The 2,927-nt window shown below is 76.6% G+C and carries 1 protein-coding gene; it reads left to right on the forward strand.

From position 1 onward, the window contains the following. Positions 1 to 22: 22 nt before the first annotated feature. Positions 23 to 2,927 (forward strand): acyltransferase domain-containing protein (locus tag ABFX50_RS50430; protein WP_346158395.1); only part of this gene is annotated, 2,905 nt, incomplete at its 3' end.

Below are 2,927 nucleotides of genomic sequence, written 5' to 3' on the forward strand. Positions count from 1 at the left end.
GGGGGTGGCGGGGGTGATCAAGATGGTGCAGGCGATGCGGCATGGGGTGTTGCCGCCGACGTTGCACGTCACCGAGCCGACCCCGCACGTCGACTGGGACTCCGGAGGCGTCCGCGTGGCCACCCGCGCGGTGGACTTGCCCACCGACCGGCCGGCCCGCGCCGGCATCTCCAGCTTCGGCGTCAGCGGCACCAACGCCCACGTCGTCCTGGAAGGCGCCCCCGCAACGGCCCCGGAGGAGCGGCCCGCCGCGGCAGGCGAGCCGCTCGTCTGGATCGTGTCGGCCAAGACCGAGACCGCCCTGCGCGCCCAGGCCGGCAGGCTGCGCCGATACGCCGCCGGCGTCCCCGATGACGACCTGCGCGCCGCCGGCCGCCCCCTGGCCACGAGAGCCGGGTTCGCGCACCGCGCCGTCGTGGTGGCCGAGGACCGCGCCGAACTGCTCGCCGCGCTCACCGCCGTCGCCGAAGGAACCCCCCACGCCGCCGCCGTCATGGGCGAGGCGCTCCCCGCCGCCAGGCCCGTGTTCGTCTTCCCCGGCCAGGGCTCCCAGTGGGCGGGCATGGCCGTCGACCTCATGGACACCAGCGAGGTCTTCCGCACCCGGCTGCTGAGCTGCGACGAGGCGCTGCGCCCGCACACCGGATGGTCGGCCGTCGACGTGCTGCACGGCAGGGACGGCGCCCCGGCCCTGGAGGGCACCGACGTCATCCAGCCCGTCCTGTTCGCCGTCATGGTCTCCCTCGCCGAGCTGTGGCGCTCCCACGGCGTCCACCCCACGGCCGTCATCGGCCACTCCCAGGGCGAGATCGCCGCCGCGTGCGTCGCAGGAGCGCTCACCCTGGAGGACGCCGCCAAGGTCGTCGCCCTGCGCTCCAGGGCGCTGATCAGGCTCAGCGGCACCGGCGGCATGCTCGCCGTGGCCCTGCCCGCGGCCGAGACCCAGGCGCGGCTCGGACCCTGGGAGGGCCGCCTCTGGGTGGCCGTCCACAGCGGCCCCGCCTCCTGCGTCGTCGCCGGCGAGGCCGGCGCGCTGGAGGAGTTCACCGCCGCCTGCGGAGAGAGCGTCCGCGTGCGCCGCATCGCCGTCGACTACGCCTCCCACACCCCGCTCGTCGAGCCCATCGCCGACGAGCTCGCCGCAGCCCTCGACGGGGTGCGGCCGCACGACACCGGCATCGCCTTCTGCTCCTCCCTCGCCGGGCAGTTCATCGAGCCGGCCAGGCTGACCGCCGGCTACTGGTACGACAACCTGCGCAACCCCGTGCTCTTCGACGAGGCGATCAGAGCGTGCGCAGGACCGGGCACGCCGCTGTTCGTCGAGGCCAGCCCGCACCCGGTGCTGGGCGCCGACGCCGACGACAGCTGCCACGCCGCGGGCATCACCGCCGGCGTCTGCGCGTCACTGCGCCGCGGCGCGGGCGACTGGCCGCGCTTCCTCACCGCGCTCGCCCACGCCTGGGTGCTCGGCGCGGGGGTCGACTGGCTCACCGCGCTCGGCCCCGCCCCGCACCCGATGGCCGATCCGCCCACCTACGCCTTCGAGCGGCGCCGCTACTGGCTCGGGGACCACGAGGCTCCCGGCCGCCCCACCGGCGCGGGCGTCGAAGGCTCCCGGCACCCGCTGCTGTCCGCCGTCGTCCCCGTGGCCGGCGACGCCTACGTCCTGTCCGGGCAGCTGTCGGCCAGGAGCGCGCCCTGGCTCGGAGACCACGCCGTGGAGGGCGGCGTCCTGCTGCCCGGTGCCGCGTTCGCCGAGCTCGCCCTCGAGGGCGGCGCCCACGCCGGCTGCGGACGCCTGGACGAACTCGTCATCGAGACGCCGCTGCTCCTTGCTGAGAACGGCTCCGTCACCATCCAGGTCACCGTGGACCCGCCCGACGACGAGCAGCGCCGCGCCGTCGCCGTCCACTCCCGCACCCCCGACGGCTGGCGAAGGCACGCCTCCGGCGCCCTCACCGCCGGCGCACCCGCCGGCGCGCCGTACCCGTGGGCGTCGGTGTGGCCGCCGTCCGGTGCCGAGCCGGTGGAGGTGGAGGGCGGTTACGAGCGGCTGGCCGAGCGGGGCTACGAGTACGGGCCCGCCTTCCAGGGGCTGCGCGCGGTGTGGCGGCGGGGGGAGGAGCTGTTCGCCGAGGTGGCGTTGCCCGAGGAGGTGGACCCTGCTGGATACGGCATCCACCCCGCCCTGCTCGACGCCGCCCTCCACCCCCTCGTCCTGACCGGCGGCGATGAGGAGCTGCGGCTGCCGTTCGCGTTCGGCGGCGTGCTGCTGCACGCCTCCGGAGCCCCCGAGCTGCGCGTACGGCTGACCACCACCGGCGAGGACGCCCTCGTCGAGGCGGCCGACCCCGCCGGCGCGCCGGTCCTGTCGATCGACGCGCTCCGCGTGCGGGCCGCCGCCCCCCGCCAGGCCGCCCTCGCCGGCACGGCGGCGCACGGCGTGGACTGGGTCGAAGCGCCCGCCGCCGCGGCCGGAGCGGCCGAGCCCCTGGTGATCTCGTGCGTGAGCGACCAGCCCGACATGCCCGCCCGCGTCCGCGAGCTGACCGGCCGGGTCCTGGACGCCATCGCCGCACAGCCCGACGACCTCACCCCCGGCGACGCCACCGTCGTCTTCGCCACCCGGGCGGGCGACCCCGCGGGCGCCGCCGTGTGGGGGCTGGTGCGCTCGGCGCAGTCGGAGCAGCCTGGCCGGTTCGTCCTGGCCGAGGTCGAGGACGGCCACGCCGACTGGTCCCTCGTCACGGCCACGGGCGAACCCCAGGTCAGGGTCGTGCACGGCAAGCCCCTCGTCCCGCGCCTGACCCGGCGTGAGGTCACCGCCGAGCCGTTGCCCGAGGTGTCGGGGACGGTGCTGGTGACCGGTGGCACGGGTGGTCTGGGCGCGTTGGTGGCGCGGCGGTTGGTGGCGCGTCACGGGGTGC

This window comes from Nonomuraea recticatena (assembly GCF_039533245.1).
In the GTDB taxonomy this organism is placed as follows: Bacteria; Actinomycetota; Actinomycetes; order Streptosporangiales; family Streptosporangiaceae; genus Nonomuraea; species Nonomuraea roseola.